This is a genomic window from Streptomyces sp. NPDC101227, from assembly GCF_044767545.1.
Classification (GTDB): domain Bacteria; phylum Actinomycetota; class Actinomycetes; order Streptomycetales; family Streptomycetaceae; genus Streptomyces.
The window spans coordinates 24672-47649 of sequence record NZ_JBIWOD010000018.1 but is presented as its reverse complement, the minus strand read 5'-3'; the positions used below and the strand labels follow the sequence as shown (position 1 = coordinate 47649).

Annotated in this window: 16 protein-coding genes; 7 read left to right on the top strand and 9 right to left on the bottom strand. The window is 72.3% G+C overall.

What is annotated here, in order from left to right; translation table 11 throughout:
• Positions 1-77: 77 nt before the first annotated feature.
• The 4 genes from ACIRPT_RS32285 to ACIRPT_RS32270 all read right to left on the bottom strand — a co-directional run bounded on the left by ACIRPT_RS32285 (position 78) and on the right by ACIRPT_RS32270 (position 4773).
• The gene (locus tag ACIRPT_RS32285) at positions 78-1283 is read right to left on the bottom strand and encodes a S8 family peptidase (RefSeq protein ID WP_403833573.1); all 1206 of its coding nucleotides are present in this window, start codon (positions 1281-1283) and stop codon (positions 78-80) included.
• 306 nt (positions 1284-1589) lie between these two features.
• Positions 1590-2930 carry an ABC transporter substrate-binding protein gene (locus tag ACIRPT_RS32280; RefSeq protein WP_403833858.1) on the bottom strand — a complete coding sequence of 447 codons (1341 nt, stop codon included), beginning with the start codon at positions 2928-2930 and terminating at the stop codon, positions 1590-1592.
• Between the two features lie 29 nt (positions 2931-2959).
• A complete protein-coding gene (locus ACIRPT_RS32275; RefSeq protein WP_403833855.1) occupies positions 2960-3826 on the bottom strand; it encodes a carbohydrate ABC transporter permease in 867 nt (288 codons plus the stop codon).
• A gap of 5 nt (positions 3827-3831) precedes the next feature.
• Positions 3832-4773: a carbohydrate ABC transporter permease gene (locus ACIRPT_RS32270; protein ID WP_403833571.1), complete on the bottom strand. Its 942-nt coding sequence runs from the start codon at positions 4771-4773 to the stop codon at positions 3832-3834.
• Between the two features lie 204 nt (positions 4774-4977).
• Between ACIRPT_RS32270 and ACIRPT_RS32265 the strand changes: the two genes are divergently transcribed.
• The gene (locus ACIRPT_RS32265) at positions 4978-5868 is read left to right on the top strand and encodes an aminoglycoside phosphotransferase family protein (protein WP_403833570.1); all 891 of its coding nucleotides are present in this window, start codon (positions 4978-4980) and stop codon (positions 5866-5868) included.
• A 115-nt stretch (positions 5869-5983) separates the two neighbouring features.
• On the opposite strand, the gene ACIRPT_RS32260 is transcribed toward ACIRPT_RS32265, so the two are convergent.
• Complete coding sequence (locus ACIRPT_RS32260) at positions 5984-6697, bottom strand: exonuclease domain-containing protein (protein WP_403833567.1); 714 nt, start codon at positions 6695-6697, stop codon at positions 5984-5986.
• A 203-nt stretch (positions 6698-6900) separates the two neighbouring features.
• On the opposite strand from ACIRPT_RS32260, the gene ACIRPT_RS32255 reads away from it, so the two are divergent.
• Positions 6901-7626, top strand: coding sequence for an SDR family NAD(P)-dependent oxidoreductase (locus tag ACIRPT_RS32255; RefSeq protein WP_403833564.1), 726 nt, complete (start codon positions 6901-6903; stop codon positions 7624-7626).
• Positions 7627-7635: 9 nt separating this feature from the next.
• On the opposite strand, the gene ACIRPT_RS32250 is transcribed toward ACIRPT_RS32255, so the two are convergent.
• Positions 7636-8886, bottom strand: coding sequence for an SAV2148 family HEPN domain-containing protein (locus ACIRPT_RS32250; protein ID WP_403508479.1), 1251 nt, complete (start codon positions 8884-8886; stop codon positions 7636-7638).
• A 458-nt stretch (positions 8887-9344) separates the two neighbouring features.
• Here ACIRPT_RS32250 and glgX point away from each other — a divergent pair, with 458 nt between their 5' ends.
• Positions 9345-11549 (top strand): glycogen debranching protein GlgX, encoded by a 2205-nt coding sequence (gene glgX / locus ACIRPT_RS32245; protein WP_403833561.1) that lies wholly within the window; start codon positions 9345-9347, stop codon positions 11547-11549.
• Here glgX and ACIRPT_RS32240 read toward each other — a convergent pair.
• Positions 11485-12753: an MFS transporter gene (locus ACIRPT_RS32240; RefSeq protein ID WP_403833559.1), complete on the bottom strand. Its 1269-nt coding sequence runs from the start codon at positions 12751-12753 to the stop codon at positions 11485-11487. The genes glgX and ACIRPT_RS32240 overlap by 65 nt on opposite strands.
• Positions 12754-12917: 164 nt before the next feature.
• On the opposite strand from ACIRPT_RS32240, the gene treY reads away from it, so the two are divergent.
• A complete protein-coding gene (gene treY / locus ACIRPT_RS32235; RefSeq protein ID WP_403833556.1) occupies positions 12918-15395 on the top strand; it encodes a malto-oligosyltrehalose synthase in 2478 nt (825 codons plus the stop codon).
• Between the two features lie 9 nt (positions 15396-15404).
• Here treY and ACIRPT_RS32230 read toward each other — a convergent pair whose 3' ends face one another.
• Complete coding sequence (locus tag ACIRPT_RS32230; RefSeq protein WP_403833554.1) at positions 15405-16277, bottom strand: LysR family transcriptional regulator; 873 nt, start codon at positions 16275-16277, stop codon at positions 15405-15407.
• Between the two features lie 132 nt (positions 16278-16409).
• Between ACIRPT_RS32230 and lpdA the strand changes: the two genes are divergently transcribed.
• Both lpdA and otr(A) read left to right on the top strand, forming a co-directional pair.
• The gene (lpdA, locus tag ACIRPT_RS32225) at positions 16410-17855 is read left to right on the top strand and encodes a dihydrolipoyl dehydrogenase (protein WP_403833552.1); all 1446 of its coding nucleotides are present in this window, start codon (positions 16410-16412) and stop codon (positions 17853-17855) included.
• A gap of 199 nt (positions 17856-18054) precedes the next feature.
• Positions 18055-20004, top strand: a complete 1950-nt coding sequence (gene otr(A) / locus ACIRPT_RS32220; protein WP_403833549.1) for a tetracycline resistance ribosomal protection protein Otr(A) — start codon at positions 18055-18057, stop codon at positions 20002-20004.
• 40 nt (positions 20005-20044) lie between these two features.
• Here otr(A) and ACIRPT_RS32215 read toward each other — a convergent pair whose 3' ends face one another.
• Complete coding sequence (locus tag ACIRPT_RS32215; protein WP_403508465.1) at positions 20045-20590, bottom strand: FHA domain-containing protein; 546 nt, start codon at positions 20588-20590, stop codon at positions 20045-20047.
• A gap of 308 nt (positions 20591-20898) precedes the next feature.
• Here ACIRPT_RS32215 and treZ point away from each other — a divergent pair, with 308 nt between their 5' ends.
• The gene (gene treZ / locus ACIRPT_RS32210; RefSeq protein ID WP_403833547.1) at positions 20899-22686 is read left to right on the top strand and encodes a malto-oligosyltrehalose trehalohydrolase; all 1788 of its coding nucleotides are present in this window, start codon (positions 20899-20901) and stop codon (positions 22684-22686) included.
• The last annotated feature ends 292 nt before the right edge of the window (positions 22687-22978 follow it).

Here is a 22978-nt window from a genome sequence, read left to right as displayed (position 1 = left end):
CGGGAACACAGAAAACCGCCGGCCGTCGCGCCCAGTGGGGGCGGGCGCGACGGCCGGCGGACGGTGCAGGGTGTTGGTTACTCGACGATCTTCAGGAGCTTGTTGGGCGTGCCGTCACCCGGGTTGCTGATCTTGTCGGGGGTGGCGCCGGCCGTCAGGGCCTTCTCCACGTCCGCGGGCTTGGCGTCCTTGTGGCCGGCCAGGTAGACCGCGGCCGCACCGACGACGTGCGGGGTCGCCATGGACGTGCCGGAGATCGTCTTGGTGGCGTCGTCGCTGTTGTTCCAGTCCGAGGTGATGTCGGAACCGGGAGCGTAAAGGTCCACCACGCTGCCGTAGTTGGAGAAGTCGGACTGCTCGTCCTTGTTGGTGCTGGAGGCGACCGTGATGGCCTCCTTCACGCGCGCCGGGGAGCCCTGGCCCGCGTCGGTGGACTCGTTGCCCGCCGCGACGGCGAAGGTGACGCCGGAGTCGATGGCCTTCTTGACGGCCGCGTCGAGCGCCTCGTCCGCGCCGCCGCCGAGCGACATGTTGGCGACCGAGGGGCCCTTGTGGTTCTTGGTGACCCAGTCGATGCCCGCGACGACCTGCTCGGTGGTGCCGGAGCCCTGGCCGTCCAGGACCTTGACGCCCACGATCTTGGCCTTCTTGGCGACGCCGTGCGCCTCACCGGCGATGGTGCCCGAGACATGGGTGCCGTGGCCGTTGTCGTCCTCGGCCTTGTCACTGTTGTCGATGGCGTTGAAGCCGTACGAGGCGCGACCGCCGAAGTCCTTGTGGCTGATGTGGACACCGGTGTCGATGACGTAGGCGGTGACGCCCTCACCCGCGCTGTCGGGGTAGTTGTACTTCTTGTCGCCCTGGGTGTCGGCCTGGTCGATGCGGTCCAGTCCCCATGACGGCGGGTTGTCCTGGGTGGCGTCGATGTGGAACTTCTTGTTCTGTACGACCTTGTCGACGGCCGGGTCGGCGGCGAGGCGCTTGGCCTCCTCCTCGTTCAGACCGGTCGTCGAGAATCCGTCGACGGAGGAGTAGCTCCGCTTGATCTTGCCGCCGTACTTTGCGGCGAGGTCGCCGCTCGCGGTCGTACGGACCGACTTCTTCAGCATGACGATGTAGCTGCCGTTCACGGCACCCTTGGCCTGGGCACCGTAGATCTTGCCCTCGGCGGGGGCGGGCGAAGCACCGGCGGTGACCGCGGTGATCGTGGCGATACCAGTGGCGGCAACTGCAGCGGTTATCGCCGTGATGAGCCGCTTCTTGCTGGAACGCTTGTGAGCCATTGCGAGGGTTCTCCTCGTTCGTGGTGTGGGGGGAAAGCGTTGCGCAATAGCCCGGAGAGACCGGAAGATCTGCGTCGGGCTGGCTCGAAACCCTGTCGGATTGACGGGACCAATTCAAGGCCCGCCCGGCCGTGTGAGATAGGCAACAGCCTTAAATAAATACGAAAGTTCACAGAATCGGGCAAAAGAAGTTGCGTAGTTGACGGAGCGCGACTCAACTCCCTTTACGTACGCGCAATGGAGGCGTAATAGAGGGCGCGTCGGCGGGCGGAGCCGCCGCCTGGCGCGCGCCTCCGCCCCAAGGGCTCACCTCTGGTAGCGCGCCAGCACCAAGTTGCCCTCGTCGACGAGACGTTGGCGCAAGGCATCCAGATCGATCGCACCGCTGTAGTAGTCCTGCAGACCGGGGGCGGCGACCTTGTCCTTCCACTCCGGGTAGCCGCGTACGGACTGGGCCGGCGCCGAGCGCAGGGCGCCGGCCAGAGCGGTGCCGGTGGCCCAGTCGTACTTGGCCACCCGCAGGGCCGGGTCCTTCAGGGCCTGCCGGCCGGTCGGCAGCATCCAGTCGCCCAGGGCCAGCCGGACCATGTTCCGCGGGCGCAGAAGGAAGTCGATGAAAGCCATCGCCTCCTCCTTGTACGGGCAGTCCTGCGCCACCGACAGGGTCTGCGGGCTCACGCCCTGGTCCAGGGCGGTGCCCTTGGGGGCCGGCAGTACCGTCCAGTCGAAGCCCTTGGGGGCCTGCTGGACGATCTGCTGACGGTAGGAGAACCCGAGCGGGACCATGGCATAGCGCCCGGCGAAGAAGCCCGGCAGGGTGTCGGCGCCACCCATGCCCAAGGTGGAACGGGAGGCCGTGCGCGCGACGTTGACCTGGTCGTGGATGGCGCGGGGCACCGCCTGGTCGACGGCGTCGAAGCGGACCTCCACCTTGCCGTCGGGGCGGCGGTGGAAGATCCGGCCGCCCGTGGACAGGGCGAGGTTGAGCGTGGCGGAGACCGGTTCCTTCAGCGGCCAGGCGACGCCGTAGTTGCCGCCGTGGGTGAGCCGCTGTGCCGCGTCCGCGAACTCCTCCCAGGTCCAGGGGTGTTCCGGGGTGGGGATCCGGACTCCGGAGTGGCTCAGCTTCCTGCGGTTGGCGATCAGCACCCGGGGTTCCTGGAGGAACGGGACGCCGTAGACCCGGCCGTCGAACGTGCCGGTCTCCCAGCTCTGCCGCGGGATGTCCGCCTTGAGGCGGGGCGGCAGCAGGGAGGTGAGGTCGGCGAGATCGCCGCCGTAGGCGAAGTCGGCGAGATCGTCGGTGGCGTCATGGATGATGTCCGGCGCCTCGCCGCCCTCGAAGGAGGTGAGCAGCTGGTCGTGGACGGTGGCCCAGGCGCCCTGGATGTAGCGCACCTGGACATGGGGGTGCCGGCGGTTCCACTCGGCGACCAGTTGCTTGTTGATCTTGAGGGAGTCCTGTTGCCAGGCCAGCGACTGGAAGCGCAGGGTGACCTTGCCGCCGGTCGCACGGCGGGGCCCGGCGGAGCAGCCGGGCAACAGGGCCGCGGCGGGCAGCGCGGCGGCGGCCGCGAGCAGCCCCCGACGGGGGAACCGGGCCGGTGCGGTCGCTTCGTTCCCGTCAGACGGCGACACTTCGCGCATCGGCCCTTCGCGCATCGGCTCTTCGCGCATCAGCTCTTCACCGCCCCGGCCAGCATCCCGCCCGTGATCCGCCGCTGGATGACGGCGAACAGGAGCAGGCTCGGAAGGGTGGCGAGCAGCGCGGCGGCGGCGAGCGGGCCGAGGTCGGCGACGCCCTCCGTCCCGATGAAATGGGTCAGCACGACCGGCAGCGTCTGTTTCTCGGGAGACTTGAGCAGGACCAGGGCGAAGAAGAACTCGTTCCAGGCGGTGATGAAGGCGAACAGCGCGGTGGCGACGATGCCGGGCGCGAGGAGCGGCGCGGTGACCGAGACGAGGGTACGTATCCGGCCCGCGCCGTCGACCGCGGCGGCCTCCTCCAACTCCGGTGGTACGGCGCGGACATAGCCGGTCAGCATCCACAGGGCGAACGGCAGCGACCACACCACATAGACCATGACCAGGCCGATCCGGGAGTCGACCAGGTGCAGGGTCTTGAGGATCAGGAACAGCGGGATGATCACCAGGACCAGCGGAAATGCCTGGCTGACGACGACCCAGCCGGTGGCCGCCCGGGCGAGGCGGTTGCGGTAGCGGGCCAGGACGTACGCCATCGGGGTCGCCAGCACGATCGCGATCACCGCGGAGGCCGCCGCGGCCAGCAGGCTGTTGCCCGCCGCCGCCAGCAGCGGCTGCTGCTCGAAGGCCTGCCGGAAGTTGTCGAGGGTGGGGGCGTCGGGAATCCAGGTGGGGTGGATGCTGCCCAGTTCGCGCGGTGGCTTGAAGGCGGTGGATATCAGCCAGAGGAAGGGGAACGCGAGGAAGGCCAGGTAGCACAGGAGCGCGGCGTACTGGCCGGTGCGGGTGGCGGTGCGCTTGGCGGTCGGGCGCCGGGTCGTACGGTGCAGTCGGCTCACTCGGCTCACTTGTCGTCGGCCCCCTTCAGCCGGCCGGCCAGATAGACGGCCAGCAGCACCGAGATCACCGCGACCATCGCCAGGCCCATGGCGGCGGCGTATCCGAACTGCCCGTAGCGGAAGGCCTCTTCGTAGGCGAAGAGCATCGGCAGCCGCGTCCGGCCACCGGGGCCGCCGTCGGTCAGGACGAAGACCAGGGCGAAGGAATTGAAGTTCCAGATGAAGTTGAGGGCGGTGATGGCGAGCGCGACGGGCTTGATGGCGGGCCAGGTGACCGTACGGAAGCGGCGCCAGGCGCCCGCGCCGTCCATGGCCGCCGCCTCGTGCAGCTCCTTGGGGACGTTCTGCAGACCGGCGAGCAGAGAGACGGCCGTCTGGGGCATTCCCGCCCAGACTCCGACGACGATGACCGCGGGCAGGGCGGTGGCCAGGCCACTCAGCCAGTCCCGGCCGCCGCCGGATCCGGCCAGGCCGAGATGGCGCAGCGTCTCGTTCAGGACGCCGGCGTCGGGGTGGTAGACCAGCCGCCACATGATGCCGACGACGACCTCCGGCATCGCCCACGGGATGATCGCCAGCGCCCGTGCCAGCCAGCGCAGCCGCAGGTTCACATTGAGCAGCAGGGCGAGGCCCAGGGCGAGGAGGAACTGCGGGACGGTGACCCCCAGGGCCCACACCAGACCGATCCGGAAGGAGTCCCAGAAGAGGGTGTCCTGGAAGAGATCGGTGAAGTTCAGCGACCCTACGAAACCGGTGGCCTGCGTGCGGCCCGACTGGGCGTCGGTGAAGGCCAGCCCGATGCCGTAGAGCAGGGGGCCGACGCTCAGCACCAGGATCGGGATCAGCGCGGGCAGTACGAGGAACCAGACGCCGTGGTCGCGCCGGAGCCCGGCGGCGCGGCTCGGGGGCGCTTCGGTGGACCGCTGCGGCGCGGTGGCGAGGGTCATGGCAGGGGCTCCCCGCGCCGTGTTCCCACCGTCGGCACTGCCGTCATCGCACGCCACCTCTCCCCCGTAGCCGGCGCCGTCATCGTCGTGACGCCGGGCACCGCAGTCAAGCTCCCGGCCGGATTCCTTGAGGGATCTCCCCGTCCGGGGCGTTTTCGCGACCTGCGACACTGGTCGCGATCACGCATCGCAGGAGGCACCACGATGACCGAACCGAGCCCCGGCGCCTTCACGGAGGCGCGTGCCCGGGACGTGCTGGCCGCGGCCGGGTACCCCGACGCGGCGGCGGACGCCCGACTGCTCTCGCTCGGCGAGAACGCCGTCTTCGCCCTCGGTGAGCGCGGGCCGGTCGTGCGGGTGGGCCGCAGCGCCGAACTCCTGGAGCGCGCCGAGCGGGAACTGGGCGTGGCCCAGTGGCTGGAGGCGGCGGGCGTGCCGGCCGTACGGGCCGCCGAGCCGTCGGCCTCCCTGGTCGACGGGCATCCCGTGACGTACTGGCAGCGGCTCCCGGAGGCCACCCGGCCCGCCGGGCCGGGCGATCTCGCCGAGCTGCTGAAGGTGGTCCATGCGCTCGCGGAACCGCCGTTCGCCCTCCCCCGCCGGGAACTCCTCGGCGGCGTCGAGCGCTGGCTGCGGCTGGCGGGCGATGCCGTATCGGCGCAGGACGCGGAGTATCTGCGCGGGCGGCGCGATGCGTTCGGGGCGGCCGCGTCGGCACTGGAGCCGCATCTGGGCCGCGGCCCCATCCATGGCGATGCGCTGCCCCGTAACGTCCATGTCGGGCCCGACGGACCGGTGCTGGTCGACCTGGAAACCTTCTCCTCCGATCTGCGCGAACACGATCTGGTGGTGATGGCGCTCAGCAGGGACCGCTACGGGCTGGCCGCGGAGGCCTACGACACCTTTGTGGCGGTCTACGGCTGGGACGTACGGGACTGGGCGGGCTGCGCCGTGCTGCGCGGGGCGCGGGAGACGGCGAGCTGCGCCTGGGTCTCCCAGCACGCGCCCGGCAACCCTGCGGCACTCAAGGAATTCCGTCGCCGGATCGCGTCGCTTCGCGAGAAGGACGCGACGGTGCGGTGGTATCCCTTCTGAGGATCCTGACTGAGGATTCCGAAGAGCCGCTCGGCCGCTGAGAAGCCGCTCGGGAGCCCACGGAAGACCCGCACAGGGGCTCGCTGAAGACCGGCCGAAGCCGTCCCGATACCCCTCATGCCTGATAGGGAATCAGCGGCCAGGCCGGTTCGACTATCGCCCGGGGGTCGCCGGAGCGCCGCAAGTACGCCTGGAACGAGGCGGCTTGTGCGGCCGCGGCCTCCTCCTGGAGGGCGTGCAGGGCACGCGGCGACGGGATGGCGACGGCCGGGTACTTCTCCCCGATGCGCCGGGCCACGCCGGCCGCGGCCGCCGCGTCGGCGCCCGCCTCATGGGCGCCGTCCAGCCGCACGCCGTAGTGCCCGCAGAGCGCCTGCAGCGCGCGCTTGCCCTTGCGGTAGCGGTCCACGTGCTTGTCCAGCACCAGGGGGTCGATGACCGGTGCGGGGGCCTGTCCGAGGCGGTCCGTCAGCGTCCGTACGCCGTGCCGCCGGCACTCGCGGTCCAGCAGCGAGAGGTCGTATCGCGCGTTCATCACCACCAGCGGGATGTCCGCGCGCAGGGCCTCGGCCAGCGCCTCGGTGATTTCCTCTATCGCGAGGGCTGGCGCGCGGCCATGCTCTCGGACATATGCGGTCGAAATGCCATGAATCGCCGCGGCCTCGTCGGGAATCGGAACGCCCGGGTCGAGCAGCCAGGACTGCTTTCCGGCCGCCCGGCCGTCCCCCTCCAGGCGGATCAGTGCGGCGGTGACGATGCGGTCCCGCTCGACGTCCGTGCCCGTGGTCTCCAGGTCGAAGCCGACCAACAACTCCTGATGCCAACTCATGCCGAAACCTCGCTTCGCCCGGCCTCGCACTGGCTCGGCGCGCGCCTCTCATCGGCTCTCTCGCTACGCTCGCTCATGCGGCGGCCCCTCCTTCGGTGGTACATCCCCCGTTGCCGATTCACTCTCCCACGCACCACTGACAATCCCCCGGCCGCCCGCCGCGGCAGGCCCCCTCACCCGCCCCCCGCCCCTACGCTGACCGCATGGACCTACGGCTGGCAGGACACGGCGCGCTGGTGACGGGTAGCAGTGCGGGGATCGGCGCGGCGATCGCCGAAACACTGGCGGGCGAGGGCTGTGACGTCCTCGTCCACGGGCGGGACGCGGCCGCCGCCGCTGCGGTCGCCGAGCAGGTCGCGGCGCACGGGGTGCGCGCGGAAGTGGTGCTCGGCGATCTGACGGAACCGGGCGTCGCCGAGCAGGTCGCGGTCACCGCACGCGACTTCGGGGCCCGCATCCTGGTCAACAGTGCCGGTCCGTTCGCCGAACACGACTGGGAGACCTCCGGGCCTGCCGACTGGCGGGCCGCCTTCGAGGGGAACGTCCTGCCGACGGTACGGGTCACCCAGACCCTGCTGCCCTCGTTGCGCCAGCACGGCTGGGGCCGGGTGATCACGATCGGCAGCCGGGCCCAGCGGACTCCGCCGCACGATACGGTCACCTACTCCGCGGCCAGGGCAGCGGTGGTGAACATGACCACGAGCCTGGCGCACCACCTGGCCGGGACCGGGGTCACCGCGAACTGCGTGAGCCCGGGGATCATCGTCACGGACGAGGAACGCATCGACGGGTCGGCGGGCGAGCGGCCGGGGCGACCGGGCCGTCCGGAGGACATCGCGGCCGCGGTCGCCTATCTGGCCAGCCCGCTCGCCGATTACGTCAACGGGATCGAGCTGCGGGTGGACGGCGGGATCACGGGGAGCCCGTAGGGCGACGCCTCACGACACCGGCCGCGAGTCCGCCCACACGCTCTCGAACTCCTCGCGGTAGGTCTCGAAGAGACCGTGCTCGCCGTCGCGCCCGTCCCGGCCGTCCGCCCGGACGATGTCGCGGCCGCCGCCGCGCAGCACCAGTACCGGCGACTCCATCCCCCGGCTCTTGCGGAGGTAGCTCTGCACCACCGCCAGGCCGTCCGGGCCGTCGCCGTCGACCAGATACGCCGTGAAGCGCGGGGTCTCGTCGAAGACCTGGATCTCGAAGGCACCCGGGTCGCGCAGCCGGGCCCGTACCCGCCGCATATGGAGGATGTTCATTTCGATGGAGCGGCTCATCTCGCCCTTCTTCAGGCCGATTTCGCGCTCCCGGCGGCGGACCGCGCTGCTCGCGGGGTTGAGGAAGAGCAGGCGGATACGGCAACCGGACTCGGCGAGGCGGACCAGGCGGCGGCCGGAGTAGTTCTGGACGAGGAGGTTCAGCCCTATGCCTACCGCGTCCAGACGGCGGGCGTCGCCGAAGAGGTCCTCGGCGGGGAGCTGGCGCTGGAGGCGCACCCGGTCCGGGTGGACGCCGATGACGTCGGCGTAGCGGTCGCCGACGAGGTCCTCCACGGCGTCGATGGGCAGCCGGCCGGAGATCCGGGTGCCGACGCCGGAGCCCAATATGTCGAGCAGCCGGGCGGAGGCCCGCTCCGCCTGGGCGAGCACGGTCTGGGACAGCGCGCGGTTGCGGGAGACGATGTTGCGGGCGACCTCCAGCTCGTCGAGGGCCAGCTCGACCTCGCGGCGGTCGTCGAAGTACGGCTCGAAGCAGGGCCAGTGCTGCACCATCAGCTCGCGCAGCTGGGGCAGGGTCAGAAAGCTGACGATGTTGTCGTCGGCGGGGTCCAGGAGATAGCCCTTGCGTCGGCTGACCTCGCGGACCGCGACCGCGCGCTGCACCCATTCCTGCCCGGCGGGCCCGGCCGCGGCGATCACCCATTCGTCGCCGTGCACCGGCTCGTAGATGGGGCGCAGTACGGCCGCCACCACGGCCCGCAGCCGTTGCTCGACCAGATTCAGCCAGATGTAGGCGCGTCCGGCCCGGCGGGCGCGGGTGCGCACCTCGCTCCAGGCGTCGGCGCCCCAGTCCAGCTCCGCCCCGATCTCCAGCGGTCGTGCCAGGGACACCGCACCGGGCGGTGCGTCGACGGAGCCGCCCTCATGACCCTCGTGACCCTCGTCACCAGGGGGCAACTCCAGCCCGCCGCTCACCTGCCACCGCCTTCCGAACCCCCGTGCCAACGATCAAGGCAGACTACTGCGGCGCGGGGGGCGGTGCAGCAGGATGGATCGACTCCGCTGCCAACTCCCCTGTTTCACAGGGCACGTTGCCCCCGGTACACGGAAGGGGAGTGAGCGGATTCATAGCCGTGACGTCGCAGGGAGCCGGGCGGGGCCGTTGCCGGCCCACGCGATGGGGTGTTTCGGCGGCCGGCCGTTGACCCGCGTGCCGGGGCGCCGCGGACGCATCGCCCCGGAGGCCCGCACGCCCCCGAACCCTGAAGCCTTGGTACGACCATCCGACATCGCGACCGATTGCCCACATTTCAGCGAAGATAAGGCGAAATTCGCCGTCCATGGATCATGTTGGGGAAGGATTTCACTTCGGTCCGCGGACGCGTGTCGTGGAGTCGCCGCAGCCCCCGACGAGAAGGTGGAAGAGTCTACGCATGCAGGTCTGGCCGGGACAGATGTATCCGCTGGGTGCCACCTACGACGGGGCGGGCACCAACTTCGCGGTGTTCTCCGAAGCCGCGAGACGCATCGAGCTGTGTCTGCTGCACGACGACGGTTCGGAGACCGCCGTCGAGCTGCGCGAGAGCGATGCCTTCGTGCGCCACGCCTACCTTCCGGGGGTGATGCCGGGGCAGCGTTACGGCTTCCGGGTGCACGGCCCGTACGAGCCGGGGCGCGGCCACCGCTGCAACTCCGCGAAGCTCCTGATGGACCCGTACGCGCGCGCGATGAGCGGCCGGATCGACTGGAGTGAGGCGGTCTACGGCTACCACTTCGGCCGGCCTGAGGCGCGCAATGACATGGACTCGGCGCCGCACAGCATGGCGTCGGTGGTGGTCAATCCCTACTTCGACTGGGGCGACGACCGCCCGCCGCGCACCGCCTATCACGAGACGGTGCTCTACGAGGCCCATGTGAAGGGCCTGACGATGCTGCACCCGGAGCTCCCGGACGAGCTGCGCGGCACCTATGCGGCGCTGGCGCATCCGGCGGTCATCGACCATCTGACGAAGCTGGGGGTCACCGCCCTGGAGCTGATGCCGGTGCATCAGTTCGTGCAGGACCACCGGCTGGTGGACGCGGGGCTGGCGAACTACTGGGGCTACAACACCATCGGGTTCTTCGCCCCGCACAACGCGTACGCGTCCTGGGGGGACCGCGGGCAGCAGGTGCTGGAGTTCAAGACGGCGGTGCGGGCGCTGCACCGGGCCGGGATCGAGGTGATCCTCGATGTGGTCTACAACCACACGGCGGAGGGCAATCACCTGGGCCCGACGCTGTCGTTCCGTGGGCTGGACAACGCCTCGTACTACCGCCTGACGGACGACAAGCGGTACTACATGGACACCACCGGGACCGGGAACTCCCTGCTGATGCGCTCCCCGCAGGTGCTGCAGCTGGTGATGGACTCGCTGCGCTACTGGGTGCAGGAGATGCACGTGGACGGCTTCCGGTTCGATCTGGCGGCGACGCTGGCCCGGCAGTTCCACGAGGTGGACCGGCTGTCGTCGTTCTTCGATCTGGTGCACCAGGACCCGGTGGTCAGCCGGGTGAAGCTGATCGCGGAGCCGTGGGACCTGGGCGAGGGCGGCTATCAGGTGGGGAACTTCCCGCCACTGTGGACCGAGTGGAACGGCAAGTACCGCGACACGGTGCGCGATCTGTGGCGGGGGGAGCCGCGCACGCTGGCGGAGTTCGCGTCCCGGCTGACGGGCTCGTCGGATCTCTATCAGGGCGACGGGCGCCGGCCGCTGGCCTCGGTGAACTTCGTGACCTGCCACGACGGCTTCACGCTGCACGATCTGGTCGCGTACAACGACAAGCACAACGACGACAACGGCGAGGACAACCAGGACGGCGAACGCTTCAACCGGTCCTGGAACTGCGGGGTGGAAGGACCGACCGACGACCCCTCGGTGCGCCGGCTGCGGGCCCGGCAGATGCGCAATTTCCTCGCGACGCTGATGCTGTCGCAAGGCGTGCCGATGCTCAGTCACGGGGACGAGTTCGGGCGCAGCCAGGGCGGCAACAACAATGCGTACTGCCAGGACAACGAGCTGTCGTGGGTGCGCTGGCCGGAGGGCGGCACCAAGGCGGGCGAGGCCGGCGAGCCGGATGAGGGCGAGGCGCAGGAGCCGGCGCCAAACAACGGCGAGGCGGCGGAGCCGACGCCCGACGAGGAGCGGGATCTGCTGGCCTTCGTCCGGCAGATGGTGTGGCTGCGGCGCAATCACCCCGTGTTCCGGCGGCGGCGGTTCTTCCAGGGGCAGCCGGTCGAGGGGACGCATGACGAGCTGTCCGACATCGCGTGGTTCACGGCCGAGGGTGAGGAGATGGGGACGGGCGACTGGCAGTCCGTCCACGCCAAGGCGCTGACGGTCTTCCTGAACGGCAGCTCCATCTCGGAGCCGGGCCCGCGGGGCGAGCCGGTCTCGGACGACTCCTTTCTGCTGATGTTCAACGCGCACGAGCAGGAGAAGGAGTTCACGGTTCCGGTGCACCACGGGCGGCAGTGGCAGGTGGTGGTGGACACCGACCGGCCGCGGGCGGCGGCGGACGGCCGGGGCGCCAAGGTCAAGGCCGGTGATCGGCTGGTGCTGACGGGGCGGAGTCTGCTGGTGCTGCAGCGGCCGACATGACCCGGCGGGCACCGGTGGTCACCCGGGCCGTCATCGCCACGGCGAGGATCAGCACCGCGGCCCCGACGGCCACCGCGAAGGCGGCGAACGGCCCGTGCGCGTCGGCGAGCCGCCCGGAAACGGCCAGCGCCAGGGCCTGCCCGCCGACCACGGCGCTGGTGAGGAAGGCCATCGACTCGGCCAGCCGGGTGGCGGGCACGGCCCGTTCGGTGAGGCCGAAGACGGTGATCAGATGCGGGGCGAAGGCCACGCCGAGGACCACGACGACCAGATAGAGCGCCCACAGCGTCTGGACGAACAGCAGCGGCGCCGACAGCACGATCAGCGCGGCGCCGGCCGCCCGCCACCGGCTCAGCAGCCCGAACCGGTCCGGCAGCAGCGCCAGCGACAGGCCCGCCACCGCGCTCATCACGCCCATCGCGGCGTAGACGAGTCCGGCCTGCGCGGGCTGGTGGAGCCGTTCGGTGAGCGCGGTGATGCCGGCCTGGCAGGCGCCGAACATGGCGCCCTGCAGCGCCATGGAGGCCCGCATGCCGTACACGCCGCGGGGCAGCCGGGTACGGGCCGGGCGGGCGGCGGGGCCCGCGGCGGGCCGCACCACGGTGGCCGTGCGGTGCAGCGCGAAAGCCGAGCCGCAGACGGCGAGCAGCACCGCGGCCAGCGCGAGCGCGACGGCGGGATGGGCGAGGGTGGCGGCCAGCCCGACCAGCGCCGGGCCGAGCACGAACGAGACCTCGTCCAGGGTCCCTTCGAAGGACAGCGCGGCGTTGACCATCCGGTCGTCGGCCCCCGCGCGATGGGCGAGGGCCACCAGGCGAGTACGGGCCAGCGGCCCGATCTGCGGCACGGTGGCCCCGGCCAGCAGCCCGATCACGGCCAGCGGTGGCGTCGCGATCCGCGCGAGCGAGGCCACCACCAGGGCCGTCACGGCGAGCGCGTTGAGCCAGCAGGCGGCCAGTACGACGGGGCGCTGCCCGCGCCGGTCGGCGAGGCGGCCGATCAGCGGCCCGGCGACGGTCTGCCCCGCCGCGAGCGCACCGCCCACCAGGCCCGCGGTGGTGAGCGAGCCGCTGGTCCTCGCCACCAGCAGCAGGCTGCCGAGCTGGCACATGGCGGTGGGGAGCCTGCCGAGGAAGGAGGCGACGGGCAGCAGCGGCCCGCCCAGGGCGATCACCTGGCGGTAGGTGGCGGTTGCGACGTTCATCGGGTGACGCTACCCGGGGCGGGGCGCCGCACCGTACACACCGGACGTACGAAGGGACACGGCGCTGGGGCCCGTCGGCTCGGAGGAAACGCCAATGTGGTGAGCGTGAGCGGATACCCCGGATTGGTGACACAACAAGCCGTCAATGGGGTACGGGTGTTCCCATGACGCAGCCTTCGAGACCGTCGCCGACCGCCACCTACCGGCTGCAGCTCCAGCCGGACTTCCCCTTCGCGGCCGCCGAGCGGGCGGTGCCCCAGCTGGCCGCGCTCGGCGTCTCCCATCTGCACCTCTCCCCCGTCCTGGAGGCGGTGCCGCGGTCCACGCACGGGTACGACGTGGTCGACCACACGGCGGTACGGGCCGAGCTGGGCGGCGAGGAGGGGCTGCGGGCGCTGGCGTCAACGGCCCGGTCGCACGGCCTGGGGCTGGTCGTCGACATCGTGCCGAACCACATGGCGCTGCCTGCCCCGGCCTCGCTGAACAGGCCGCTGTGGGAGGTGCTGCGGGACGGCCCGGCGTCCCCGTACGCCCGGTGGTTCGACATCGACTGGGACGGCGCGCACGGCGGCCGGGTGCTGCTGCCGGTGCTCGGCGGGCGGCTGGGCGAGGAGCTGCGGCATCTGCGGGTCGACGGCGAGGTACTGCGCTATCACGAGCACGCCTTCCCGCTGCGCCCCGGTACGCAGGACCTGCCTCTGGAACGCCTCCTGGAGGCCCAGTGGTACCGCCTCGCCTGGTGGCGGCTGGCCCGCAGCGAGCTCAACTACCGGCGTTTCTTCACCATTTCGGAGCTGATCGGGGTGCGGGTCGAGGACCCCGAGGTCTTCGACGCGACGCACGGCACGCTGCTGCGGCTGATCCGCGAGGGCGTCATCGACGGGCTGCGCGTCGACCATCCCGACGGCCTGGTGGACCCCGGAGGCTATCTGGCCCGGCTGCGTGCGGCCACCGGGGGCCGCTGGACGGTCGTCGAGAAGATCCTCACCGGCGACGAGCGGCTGCCGGACGGCTGGGCCTGCGCGGGCACCACGGGCTATGACGCGCTGCGGCACATCGACGCGCTGTTCGTCTGCCCGCAGGGCTCCGGCCGCCTCTTCTCCCACTACCGGGACTTCGTCACGCCGCTGGCCGACGAGGGCGGCGACTGGGAGGAGACGGTGCGCCGGGCCGCGTACGAGGTGGTCACGCACGATCTGGCCGCGGAGGTGGAACGGCTGGTGCGGACGGCGGTACGGATCAGCGCGCGGGCGCCGCGGCCGGGCGACCATGCGCCGTGGGCGCTGCGCCAGGCGATCACCGAGCTGCTGGTGCGGCTGCCGGTCTACCGCCCCTACGCCGCGGACCCCGGCCGCGCCGGGCAGGACGCGGCGATGCTGGGCGAGGCCGCGGCGCGGGCGCGGGCCGCGTTCCCGGTGCCCGAGGAGGCGCTGGCGGTGGATCTGATCCACGATCTGGCACTGGGACGGTACGGGGACCTGTCCCGCCAGGACGGCCCCGCGTCCGACGGCTCGACCGACGTCACCGACCCGGCCGACTTCGCCGCCCGCTTCGCCCAGACCGCCTCCGCGCTGCACGCCAAGTCCGTCGAGGACACCGCCTTCTACCGCTACCCCGTGCTGCTGTCGGCCTGCGAGGTCGGCGGCGACCCCGGAACACCCGCGCTCGGCCCCCAGGCGTTCCACGACTTCTGCGTCCGGATGCAGCGCGACTGGCCCGCCACCGGGACGGCGCTCTCCACCCACGACACCAAGCGCAGCGCCGATGTCCGGGCGCGGATCGCGGTGCTGTCGGAGTGCCCGGACCGGTGGCGCGACGTGCTGGGCCAGGTGGCCGGCGGCGGGGACGGATCCCTCATGGCGGGCGGCCCGGTGGATCCGATGGTGTCCTGGCCGGCCTGGCAGACGGTGTTCGGGCTGGGCGGGCCGTCCGCCGGTGGCCCGGTGCCCGCCGACCGGGTGACGCCCGCGGTCCTCAAGGCCGTACGGGAGGCCGGGCTGCGCACCTCGTGGACGGAGCGGAACCCCGAGTACGAGGAGGCGGTGGGGGAGTTCGTCCGCAGCGGGCCGTGCGGGCCGCCAGCCGGCCCCCTTGCCGCGCTGGACGACGAACTCGCCCCGTTCATCCGCGCGAATGTGCTCGGCACGACGCTGCTGCACCTGACCATGCCGGGCGTGCCCGACCTCTACCAGGGCACCGAGCGGGAGTACGCGGCGCTGGTCGACCCGGACAACCGGCGGCCCGCCACCTTCCGGCCCGAGCTGCTCGCCGAGCTGGACGGCGGGGCCGCGCCGGGCGATCTGTCCGCCGAGAAGCTCCGGTTGACGGCCGCCGCGCTGCGGCTGCGGCGCGCGCACCCCGAGTGGTTCGACGCCACCGCCGGGTACGAACCGCTGCGCGCGGAGGGGCCGGCCGCCGAGCACTGCGTGGCCTTCGGCCGCGGCGGCCGGGTGGTGACGGCCGTGACCCGGCTCTCGCTGCGCCTGGTGGAGACGGGCGGCTGGTGGGACACCGCGCTGCGGCTGCCGCCCGGCGGTCCCTGGCGCGAGCTGCTGAGCGGCCGGGTGGTGGCCGGGGGCACGGCCGTGGGGCTGAGCGAGCTGCTGGAGGTGTCGCCGGTGGCGCTGTTCGTGGCGGAGTGACGTGCCTCCTCAGGACGCGAGGGAGGTCCGGAGCAGGTCGGTGAACTTCGCGGCGGCGCCGGAAAGTTCGACGCGTGAGAAGACCGTGATCTCCCGGCGCCAGGGCGGGTCGGTGGGGACCGCGGCGCAGTCGAGGCCGGTGAGTTCATGGGCCGCCGTCAGGAGCACCCCGACGCCGGCCGCCGCCATCCGCACGGCGGTCGACGTGTGCTGCGTACGGACGGCGGTACGGGGTGTGAAGCCGGCCCGCTCGCATTCCAGATCCAGCCACCGCCGCCCGTCGACGACCGGCTCCAGACTGCACCGCACCCACGGCCGGTCCGCCAGGTCGGCGAGGCGTACGGGCTGCCGGGCGACGAGCGGGTCGCCGCGCGGCACGACCAGCACCATGTCCTCCTGCCCGACGGCGGTGACCGGTCCCGGCCAGTCCTTGGGGCGCGGCCCGACCGCCACATCGGCGACGCCGCGCGCCATCTGGTCGTAGAGCTCCTCGGTGGTGGCGTATTCGTGGAGGACCAGGCGCACGCCGGGGTGCTCTCGGCCCCAGCGGGCGCACACCGGGGGCAGCACGCCGATGGCCTGTGCGTGCACCGTCGCCAGATGCAGTTCGCCGCTCTCCGCGCCGGCCGCCGCCAGCGCCGCGCGGCGGGCCTGCCGGGCGCTGCGGACCGCGAGTTCGGCGTGCGGGAAGTAGGCGCGCCCCATCGCGGTCAGCCGCACGCCGCGGGTCATCCGCTCCAACAGGGCGCCACCCGCCTCCCGTTCGAGGGCCTTGATCTGGTGCGAGAGCGCGGACTGGGTGACGTGCAGCGCCTCGGCGGCACGGGTGAAGGACTCCTCCTCGACGACCGCCACCAGGTATTCCATCTGCCGCAGGCTCATGTTCCGTCCCCTCCCCGAGGCGCACCCCACGCCGTATGCACACGGCTCATCGCTCCCATAGAAACATTGCCTTGGACTCATTGCCGCAGGTGGGCGGAGTCTTGCCCCATGAGCGAGCACAGAAGTGACGGCATGAGTGAGCGCATGGCGGAGGCCTCGGACACGGCCGACGTCATCGTCATCGGCGGCGGCACCGGCGGCTACGGCACCGCCCTGCGCGCCGCGTCCCTGGGCCTGCGGGTGGTGCTGGCCGAACGCGATCTGATCGGCGGCACCTGTCTGCACCGCGGCTGCATCCCCAGCAAGGCGATGCTGCACGCGGCGGAGCTGGTGGACGGCATCGCGGAGGCGCGGGAGCGGTGGGGGGTGAAGGCCACCGTGGACTCCCTGGACTGGCCCGCCCTGGTGGCGACCCGGGACGACATCGTCAACCGTAACCACCAGGGAGTGGCCGGGCACTTGGCGCGCGCCGGGGTGCGGGTGCTGCGCGGCACGGCGCGGCTGACCGGGCCGCGTACGGTCCGGATCGAGGGCGCCGGGGAGTTCACGGCACGGCGCGGCATCGTCCTGGCGACGGGCTCCCGGCCGCGGCTGCTGCCGGGGCTCACGCCCGATGGCCGGCGGGTCGTCACCAGCGACGATGCGCTGTTCGCCCCGGGGCTGCCGGCGTCCGTACTGGTCCTGGGAGGCGGCGCGATCGGCGTCGAGTACGCGTCGCTGCACCGCTCGATGGGCGCCGACGTCACCCTGGTGGAGGCCGCGGACCGGCTGCTGCCCCTGGAGGACGCGGACGTGAGCCGGCATCTCGTCCGCGGGCTGAAGAAGCGCGGCATCACGGTCCGTACGGGTTCCACGCTGTCCGGCGCGCGGCTGCTGGAGGACGGGGTGCGGGCCACGGTGCGCACCCCCAAGGGGGAGGAAGTCGTCCTGGAGGCGGAGCGGTTGCTGGTCGCCGTGGGGCGGACCCCGGTGACGGACGGGCTGGACCTGACGGCGGCCGGGCTGTCGACGGACGAGCGGGGCCATGTCGTACCCGCCGACTGGTCGCGGCTGGAGACCGCCGTACCGGGCATCCATGTGGTCGGCGATCTGCTGCCGCCGCCGTCACTGGGGCTCGCGCACGCCTCGTTCGCGGAGGGGCTGCTGGTCGCCGAGACGCTGGCGGGCATCCCGTCGCCCCCGGTGGACTACGCGGCCGTCCCCCGGGTGACGTACTCCTCGCCCCAGACCGCGTCGGTCGGCCTGACCGAGGCGGAGGCCCGCGCTCGGGAGCTGCCGGTCCAGGTGAACACCATGCCGCTGACGGCGACCGCGAAGGGCATGGTGCACGGGCAGGGCGGCATGGTGAAGGTCATCGCGGCGGCGGACGGGGCGGGCGGCGAGGCGACCGGGGTGGTACTCGGCGTCCATCTGGTCGGTCCGCATGTCTCGGAGATGATCGCGGAGAGCCAGCTGATCGTGGGCTGGGACGCCGAACCGTCCGATGTGGCCCGGCACATCCATGCGCACCCGACGCTGTCGGAGGCGGTCGGCGAGGCCTTTCTGACGCTCGCGGGGCGGGGGCTGCACCAGCACTGAGCGGCAGGCGCTGAGCGGCACGGGGCCGGCCGATCAATTCGGTTGCGTCCGGGCGTACGGCTGGCAACATGGCCCCGTACGCCCGTTTTCCCTCACCCTTTTCCTCGACTTTCCTTCAGCAAGGAGCCCGGAATGCGCCGATTCCTCGGAACTACTCACCGCCCTATCCGGACGACAGTTCTCGAGGACTCCACCTTCCATGGCACGTTCCCTGCTCCCTTCGCACACCCTGAACATCGGGATTCTCGCCCACGTCGACGCGGGTAAGACCAGCCTCACCGAGCGGTTGCTGTTCGACACCGGTGTCATCGACCGGCTCGGCAGCGTCGACGCCGGTGACACCCGCACGGACACCGGCGAGCTGGAGCGGCAGCGCGGTATCACCATCCGCTCCGCCGTCGCCTCCTTCACCGTCGGCGACGTTCAGGTCAATCTCATCGACACCCCCGGCCACTCCGACTTCACCGCCGAGGTCGAACGCGCCCTGGGGGTGCTAGACGGCGCCGTACTGCTGCTGTCCGCGGTGGAGGGCGTCCAGGCCAGGACCCGGGTCCTGATGAAGACCCTGCGGCGGCTGCGGCTGCCCACCCTCCTGTTCATCAACAAGATCGACCGGGCCGGCGCCCGGGGCGACGCACTGCTGGCGGACATCCGCCGCCTGCTGACCCCCGTCGCCGTACCGATGACGTCCGTTGCCGGGCTCGGCACCGCCTCGGCCTCCGTCACGCCGTACGACCTGACGGAGGCTCACGCCCGCGGCCGGATCGCCGAAGCGGTGGCCGAGGTCGACGAGTCGCTCCTGGCCCGCGTGGTGGACGGGCCGCCGCCGACCGCCGACCGGGTGCGGGCGGCGCTGGCCGCCCGCACGGCCGACGGTTCCCTGCACCCGGTGTACTTCGGTTCGGCGCTCGGCGGGCAGGGCGTCGGCGCGCTCGTCGAGGGGATGGCCGGGCTGATTCCGCCGGCCGCGGTGGCGGCGGACGGAACGCCGCGGGGCACGGTCTTCGCCGTCCATCAGCCGCCCGGCGGCGAGCGCACGGCCCACCTCAGGCTCTACGGCGGCGAGCTGAAGCCGCGTCAGCAGGTCCTCCTGCACCGGCGCGCGCCGGACGGCGGCTGGGACGCGTACACCGGCCGGATCACCTCCCTCGAGGTGGTGGGCCGGGCGCCCGGCGGCGAGGGGCCGCTCACCCCGGGCAATATCGCCGTGCTCCGCGGGCTGCCCGGCATCCGTACCGGCGACCGCCTCGGCCCCGTGGAGGAAGCCGACGAGGCGCTGTTCCCCTCGCCCACCTTGGAGACGGTCGTCCGCGCCCAGGATCCGGCGCGCGCCGCCGCGCTGCGCGCCGCGCTGCTGGCGCTGGCCGACCAGGACCCGCTGCTGCGGGCGCGCCCGGCGGCCGACGGCGCGACCTCGGTACTGCTGCACGGCGAGGTGCAGAAGGAGATCATCGCGGCCACGCTCCGCGACGAGCGGGGCATCGAGGCGGCGTTCACGCCGAGCCGGGTGGTGTGTCTGGAGCGGCCCTGCGGGGTCGGCGAGGCGTCGTACGAGATCGCCAGGCGGGGCCATACGGGGCACTGGGCGACGGTGGGGCTGCGGGTCGAGCCGGGTGCCCGCGGCTCGGGCCCGGTCTTCGCCTACGAGACGGAACTGGGCGCGCTGCCGCACGGCTTCCACCAGGCCATCGAGGAAACCGTACGGGCGACGCTGCGGCGGGGGCCGCGGGGGCTGGCGGTGACGGACTGCCGGGTGGTGCTGACCCGTTCCGGTTTCATCGGCCCGATGAGCACGGCCGGGGACTTCCGTGCCGTCACACCGGACGTGCTGCTGCGTGCGCTGCGGCGGGCCGGGACCCGGATCTACGAGCCGTATCACGCCTTCGAGGCGGAGCTGCCGCTCGATGCGCTGGCCGCGGTCACCGCCCGGCTCACGGCGCTGGGCGCGGAGCTCGGCGAGACGGCCGGCGGACGGCACACCTGGCTGGTCCGCGGGGCGCTCCCGGCGCGGCAAGTGCAGCAGGCCGAGGGGATGTTGCCCGGCCTGACGCACGGCGAAGGGGTGTGGAGCTCGTATCCGTCGGGCGATCGTCCGGTGCGTGCGGCCGGGGCGGCGGGCCGGGCGGCCGCGGAAGGCGGGCGGGCATGAAGCGGCCCGGCGGGCCGCTCAACGCTGAAGAGCGGCCCGGTCAGCGCGGCGTCAGCACGTAGTCGACCCGGCCGAACGTGATGTGGTCGCCCGGCCCGACCGGCACCTCGCCCACCACTCGGCGCCCGTTGACGCAGGTGCCGTTGGTGGAGCCGAGGTCGCGCAGCATCCAGCCGCCGCCCGTGCTGCGCAGTTCGGCGTGCGCCCGGGAAACCGTCTCGTGGTTGAGCCGCAGGCCCACCCCGGGCGCCCGCCCTATGAGCAGCGGGAAGGGGCCCGGCTCCGGCAGCAGAAGCTTCGGCAGCCGTTCCATGCGCCAGGCCCGGCGCACCCGGATGTGGAACGCCGACACCCGGCCGACCGTGCGCAGTACCGCGCCCTGGACCTTGCCGCGGCTCTCCAAGTCGGCGGTGGCCAGGGCGAGATCGTCGTGCTGCTGGGCGGTGAGGACGAGTTCCAGCCTGCGCAGGAAGGTGTCCTGGGACAGCCGTCCCTGCGCCGCGCCCTCGCGCAGCAGGTCGAGGGCGCGTTCCCGGTCGGCGTCCGACGGGCGCGCCGGTCGTGCGGGGAACTCGAGCGATGTCATGCCGTGATTCTCCGGCCACCGCGAGCCGGTGTCCAGGCGATGTGTGCCTCATAGGCGGTCGGAGGCGGAAGCGGGGTCCGGAGGGGCGGAGGGGGCCGCCGGACGGGGCCACCGGGCGGAGTGACCGGGGCCGCGCCGTCGCCGGGTCGCGGCGAGGTCGGTCCGGCGGCGGAATGGCGCAATTACCGGCGTGAAGTCGCGCATGTCGCCACGTCGGGGTGTCGGGCGGGCGGACGGCGTGCTTTCTTCGTCTGGAGGCCGGGAGCGCACCACGTCCCCCGCGGGGAGCGAACGAAGGAGGCAGCGCCGTGCTGTTCGAGGTATGGGCGCCGAGCGCCGGACGGGTCACGCTCCAGTGGGCGGGCGAGCGGGCCGGCGAAGCGCCGCTCCCTCTGGAGCGCGATGCGGGCCGCGCCGGCTGGTGGCGCGTCACGGCGCCGGCCGGCGACGGCGACCGTTACGCCTACCGCCTCGACGACGGCCCGCCGCTGCCCGATCCGCGCGCCGTCCGGCTGCCGGAGGGCCCCGGCGGCCCCGGCGCGGTCGTCGACCACGGCCGGTTCACCTGGCGGCACCCTTGGCCCGGCCGTCCGCTGCCCGGCGCCGTCCTCTACGAGCTGCACATCGGCACCTACACCGCCGAGGGCACCTTCGACGCTGCCGCCGAGCGCCTGCACCACCTCGCCGACCTGGGCATCACCCATATCTCCCTGATGCCGGTGTGCCCGTTCCCCGGTACGCACGGCTGGGGTTACGACGGGATCGCCCCGTGGGCGGTGCACGAGCCGTACGGCGGGCCGGACGGCCTCAAGCGGTTCGTGGACGCCGCGCACGGCCACGGCCTCGGCGTCGTCCTCGACGTCGTCCACAACCATCTCGGCCCCTCCGGCAACCATCTCCCGTCCTTCGGGCCGTACTTCACCGACACCCATCACACGCCCTGGGGGACGGCGGTCAACCTCGACGCCCCCGGTTCCGACGAGGTGCGCCGCTACTTCATCGCCAGTGCGCTCGTCTGGCTGCGCGACTACCGGATCGACGGGCTGCGGCTGGACGCCGTCCATGCGCTGCACGACTCCCGCGCCCGGCACTTCCTGGCCGAACTGTCCGCGGCCGCCGACGCGCTGGCCGGGCACCTGCGGCGCCCGCTGTTCCTGATCGCCGAGTCGGACCGCAACGATCCGCGCACCACCGCCCCCCGCGCGAGCGGCGGCCACGGCGTGCACGCCCAGTGGAACGACGACTTCCACCACGCCCTGCACACGGCCCTCACCGGCGAATCCCAGGGCTATTACGCCGACTTCGCGCGCACCCCGCTGGCCGCCCTCGCCAAGACGCTGACCGGCGGCTTCTTCCACGACGGTACGTACTCCAGCTTCCGCGGCCGGACCCACGGCGCCCCGCTCGACCCGCGCGTGACACCCCCGTACCGCCTGCTGTCCTACGCCCAGACCCACGACCAGATCGGCAACCGCGCCGTCGGCGACCGCCTCACGGCCACCCTCTCCCCCGGCCTCCTCGGCTGCGCCGCCGCGCTGGTCCTGTGCTCACCGTTCACCCCGATGCTCTTCATGGGCGAGGAGTGGGGCGCACGGACGCCCTGGCAGTACTTCACCGACCATACGGACCCGGAGCTGGCCGAGGCGGTACGGGCAGGACGCCGGCGCGAATTCGCCGCCCACGACTGGGAATCCGCGGCCGACGACTGGCCCGACCCGCAGGATCCGGCCACCCGCGCCCGCTGCGTCCTGGACTGGACCGAACCGGACGGCGCGCCGCACGCCGATCTCCTGGACTGGCACCGCACCCTGCTCCGCCTGCGCCGCGAGCTGCCCGCCCTGACAGATCCGGACCCCTCCCTTACCCATGTCTCCTACGACGAGGCGGCCCGGTGGCTGCTGCTGCGCCGCGGGCCCGTCCGGGTGGCGGTCAACCTGGCACGGGACGCCGAGGCCTCCGTCCCGGTGCGTACGGACGCCGCCCCCGCCCCGACGCTGCGCGTGCTGGGCAGGTGGGGGGCCGGGGGCGGGCCCGACGGTGCGGGGGTGGTGCGGGTGGGGGCGGAATCGGTGGTCGTGGCGACGGAAATCCCCTGATGAAGGGCGTGACGCCGGACATAAGGGTGCCGATCAAGCACCTCTTTGGGGCGATAACGGCGAAGACGGCGAGGCAATTCCGGACGGGGGATAATTTTCCCACGGTTTCACCGCTCACCAGCAAATCCCAGCCGCCGCCGAACGTCGATTCAAACCCATCCGCAAATCGACACCCCCGTCCACGTAACGCCATACACTCGATGCAATCGGTACACGGAACACACAGAAAATACAGAAGGCGCAGAAGATACCGACATCTCGCGCCCTCTGCGGGCCCCCCGGCCCCCTCCAC

Excerpts from the sequence above, each read along its gene's own strand:
- ACIRPT_RS32230 (WP_403833554.1), bottom strand. The coding sequence starts at position 16,277 with ATGAGCCTGCGGCAGATGGAATACCTGGTGGCGGTCGTCGAGGAGGAG.
- lpdA (WP_403833552.1), top strand. The coding sequence starts at position 16,410 with ATGAGTGAGCGCATGGCGGAGGCCTCGGACACGGCCGACGTCATCGTC.
- ACIRPT_RS32265 (WP_403833570.1), top strand. The coding sequence starts at position 4,978 with ATGACCGAACCGAGCCCCGGCGCCTTCACGGAGGCGCGTGCCCGGGAC.
- ACIRPT_RS32285 (WP_403833573.1), bottom strand. The coding sequence starts at position 1,283 with ATGGCTCACAAGCGTTCCAGCAAGAAGCGGCTCATCACGGCGATAACC.
- ACIRPT_RS32240 (WP_403833559.1), bottom strand. The coding sequence starts at position 12,753 with ATGAACGTCGCAACCGCCACCTACCGCCAGGTGATCGCCCTGGGCGGG.
- ACIRPT_RS32260 (WP_403833567.1), bottom strand. The coding sequence starts at position 6,697 with ATGAGTTGGCATCAGGAGTTGTTGGTCGGCTTCGACCTGGAGACCACG.
- ACIRPT_RS32255 (WP_403833564.1), top strand. The coding sequence starts at position 6,901 with ATGGACCTACGGCTGGCAGGACACGGCGCGCTGGTGACGGGTAGCAGT.
- glgX (WP_403833561.1), top strand. The coding sequence starts at position 9,345 with ATGCAGGTCTGGCCGGGACAGATGTATCCGCTGGGTGCCACCTACGAC.
- ACIRPT_RS32215 (WP_403508465.1), bottom strand. The coding sequence starts at position 20,590 with ATGACATCGCTCGAGTTCCCCGCACGACCGGCGCGCCCGTCGGACGCC.
- ACIRPT_RS32280 (WP_403833858.1), bottom strand. The coding sequence starts at position 2,930 with ATGCGCGAAGTGTCGCCGTCTGACGGGAACGAAGCGACCGCACCGGCC.
- ACIRPT_RS32270 (WP_403833571.1), bottom strand. The coding sequence starts at position 4,773 with ATGACCCTCGCCACCGCGCCGCAGCGGTCCACCGAAGCGCCCCCGAGC.
- treY (WP_403833556.1), top strand. The coding sequence starts at position 12,918 with ATGACGCAGCCTTCGAGACCGTCGCCGACCGCCACCTACCGGCTGCAG.